Genomic DNA, 2,829 nt, shown 5'->3' on the forward strand with positions numbered 1-2,829 from the left:
TGGTAACTCCACCTTACCGATGAGCCCGGTGGCCACCGAGATCGAATTCGCATGGGTGGGGCATGCCCCACCCATGCGATCGCCTCAATCTACACCGGAAATTACACCACGAGCGCGGACGCTAACCGTCGACACGCTCGCCAGCCCGATCAACTGGTCGCCGCTATAGACATGGATCATCTGCTTTTCGATGCTGATGACCATATAGATGGGGCCGTCCCATGGCCCCTGCCCCAGCCAGCGATAGCCGCCCGGCGCCAGTTGTTGCGCGCCGTTCAAGGATTGCGCCGGCGCCGTAGCAGGCATGACCAGCGCCCATGCGCCAGCCAGGATCAAAGGGCGCAGCATGGACAGGCGTAGGCGAAAGGCAGGCATAAGTGTTTATTAACCATGATATTCGCCAGCGCCAGCCTGCTGTTGCGCGGCCGTGCGCCGCGATCCCATGATGGGACAGGAACCGCATCAAAACATCGCGCTGTCCGTTCCGGCGCATCGCTCGCAACAAAATGACCCAGCGGCTGCACCATGGCGCGCCAAAAGCGCGACAAGGGCGCATAAGAGGAATAATATGTTTCACACCGTCGCCCGCCCCTGTAGAGGGACCGCGACGATCTTCTGAAGGACTCTGTGCAATGCCCGCCTACCGCTCCCGCACCACCACCCACGGCCGCAACATGGCGGGCGCGCGCGGGCTTTGGCGCGCGACGGGCATGAAGGACGAGGATTTCGGCAAGCCGATCATCGCCATTGCCAATTCATTCACCCAGTTCGTGCCGGGCCATGTCCATCTGAAGGATTTGGGCCAGCTTGTCGCGCGGGAGATCGAGGCGGCGGGCGGCGTCGCCAAGGAATTCAACACCATCGCCGTCGATGACGGCATCGCCATGGGCCATGGCGGGATGCTCTATTCGCTGCCCAGTCGCGACCTCATCGCCGACAGCGTCGAATATATGGTCAACGCCCATTGCGCCGACGCGATCGTCTGCATCTCCAACTGCGACAAGATCACGCCCGGCATGTTGATGGCCGCCATGCGCCTCAACATCCCCGTCGTCTTCGTGTCGGGCGGGCCGATGGAAGCGGGCAAGGCCACGGTGCGCGGCAAGAAGGTCGCGCTCGACCTCGTCGATGCCATGGTCGTCGCCGCCGACGAAAATTACACTGACGAGGAAGTGCAGACGATCGAGCGCTCCGCCTGCCCGACCTGCGGCAGTTGTTCGGGCATGTTCACCGCCAATTCGATGAACTGCCTGACCGAAGCCCTGGGCCTCTCGCTGCCGGGCAATGGCTCCACGCTGGCGACCCATTCGGACCGCGAGCGGCTGTTCCGCGAAGCCGGTCATGTCATCGTCGACATCACCAAGCGCTATTATGAACAGGACGACGAGAGCGTCCTGCCGCGCAGCATCGCCAATTTCGCCGCGTTCGAAAATGCGATGAGCCTGGACATCGCCATGGGCGGGTCGTCCAACACGGTGCTGCATCTGCTCGCCGCCGCCTATGAAGGCGGGATCAACTTCACCATGGCCGACATCGATCGCCTGTCGCGCCGCGTGCCGTGCCTGTGCAAGGTCGCGCCCGCCAAGAGCGACGTCCATATGGAGGATGTCCATCGCGCCGGCGGCATCATGGCGATATTGGGCGAACTGGAGCGCGCCGGCCTGATCGACGCCAGCCTACCGACCGTCCATGCGTCGACCATGGCCGCCGCGCTCGCGCGCTGGGACATCGGCCGCACCAATAGCGAGGACGTGCGCAACTTCTATCGCGCCGCGCCCGGCGGCGTGCCCACCCAGACCGCATTCAGCCAGTCGGAACGCTGGGAGGAGCTGGACACCGACCGCGAAAAGGGCGTGATCCGTTCGGCCGACCATGCCTTTTCCAAGGATGGCGGCCTGGCCGTGCTGTTCGGCAATCTCGCGCCCGAAGGCTGCATCGTCAAGACGGCGGGCGTGGACGAAAGCATCCTCGTCTTCCACGGCACCGCGCGTGTCTATGAAAGCCAGGACGCGGCGGTCGCGGGCATCCTGGGCAACGAAGTCAAGGAAAAGGACGTCGTCGTCATCCGCTATGAAGGGCCAAAGGGTGGCCCCGGTATGCAGGAAATGCTCTATCCCACCAGCTATCTGAAGTCGAAGGGGCTGGGCAAGGCCTGCGCGCTCATCACCGACGGGCGCTTTTCCGGCGGCACGTCGGGCCTGTCGATCGGCCATGTGTCGCCCGAAGCGGCGGAGGGCGGCCTGATCGCGCTGGTCCAGACCGGCGACCCGATCGTGATCGACATCCCGGCCCGCGTCATCAAGGTCGATCTGGACGACGCGCTGCTGGCCGAGCGCCGCGCGGAAATGGAATCGCGGGGGGCGAAGGCCTGGAAGCCCTTCGGCCGCAAGCGCGAAGTCTCACCCGCCCTGCGCGCCTATGCCGCCATGACCACCAACGCCGCCAAGGGCGCGGTCCGCGACGTCAGCCAGATCGAGCGCTGATCCGGTCGCCCGATCCGTCGCTGCCGACAGGCGCGACCGATCGGGCGGCGTCAATGCCCGCCAAGCATAATGACGGGGAAAATGGCGCCGCGTAGAGGCAAAAGATGGATGGACGGCAACCATTTGTTGGCGGCCGATTGATGGCGGACTTCGACCATCTTATGTATCGCTCCTGATCGCCTTCGCTACCAGTTTGTCGATATGGCGAATCGCCTATATTCTTAGAGCCCGATCCGAAAGTTGTTGAGCAATACCAGCATGTTGTGATTCAGCCGTCTTTGCGACAAGATGGAGTGAATGGTGGCATGGACTGGTATTGCCCGGCGAGAGCATAGTCGGGAAGGTT

At 63.4% G+C, this 2,829-nt stretch carries 2 protein-coding genes; one reads left to right on the forward strand and one right to left on the reverse strand.

What is annotated here, in order from left to right:
- Window positions 1–84: 84 nt before the first annotated feature.
- Window positions 85–375: a hypothetical protein gene (locus EWH12_RS23030; protein ID WP_207212474.1), complete on the reverse strand. Its 291-nt coding sequence runs from the start codon at window positions 373–375 to the stop codon at window positions 85–87.
- A gap of 257 nt (window positions 376–632) precedes the next feature.
- Here EWH12_RS23030 and ilvD point away from each other — a divergent pair, with 257 nt between their 5' ends.
- Window positions 633–2,483 (forward strand): dihydroxy-acid dehydratase, encoded by a 1,851-nt coding sequence (gene ilvD, locus EWH12_RS21625; protein ID WP_129927791.1) that lies wholly within the window; start codon window positions 633–635, stop codon window positions 2,481–2,483.
- Window positions 2,484–2,829 lie beyond the last annotated feature (346 nt).

Origin of the sequence: Sphingobium cupriresistens, assembly GCF_004152865.1 — a bacterium.
Classification (GTDB): domain Bacteria; phylum Pseudomonadota; class Alphaproteobacteria; order Sphingomonadales; family Sphingomonadaceae; genus Sphingobium; species Sphingobium cupriresistens.

Excerpts from the sequence above, each read along its gene's own strand:
- EWH12_RS23030 (WP_207212474.1), bottom strand. The coding sequence starts at position 375 with ATGCCTGCCTTTCGCCTACGCCTGTCCATGCTGCGCCCTTTGATCCTG.
- ilvD (WP_129927791.1), top strand. The coding sequence starts at position 633 with ATGCCCGCCTACCGCTCCCGCACCACCACCCACGGCCGCAACATGGCG.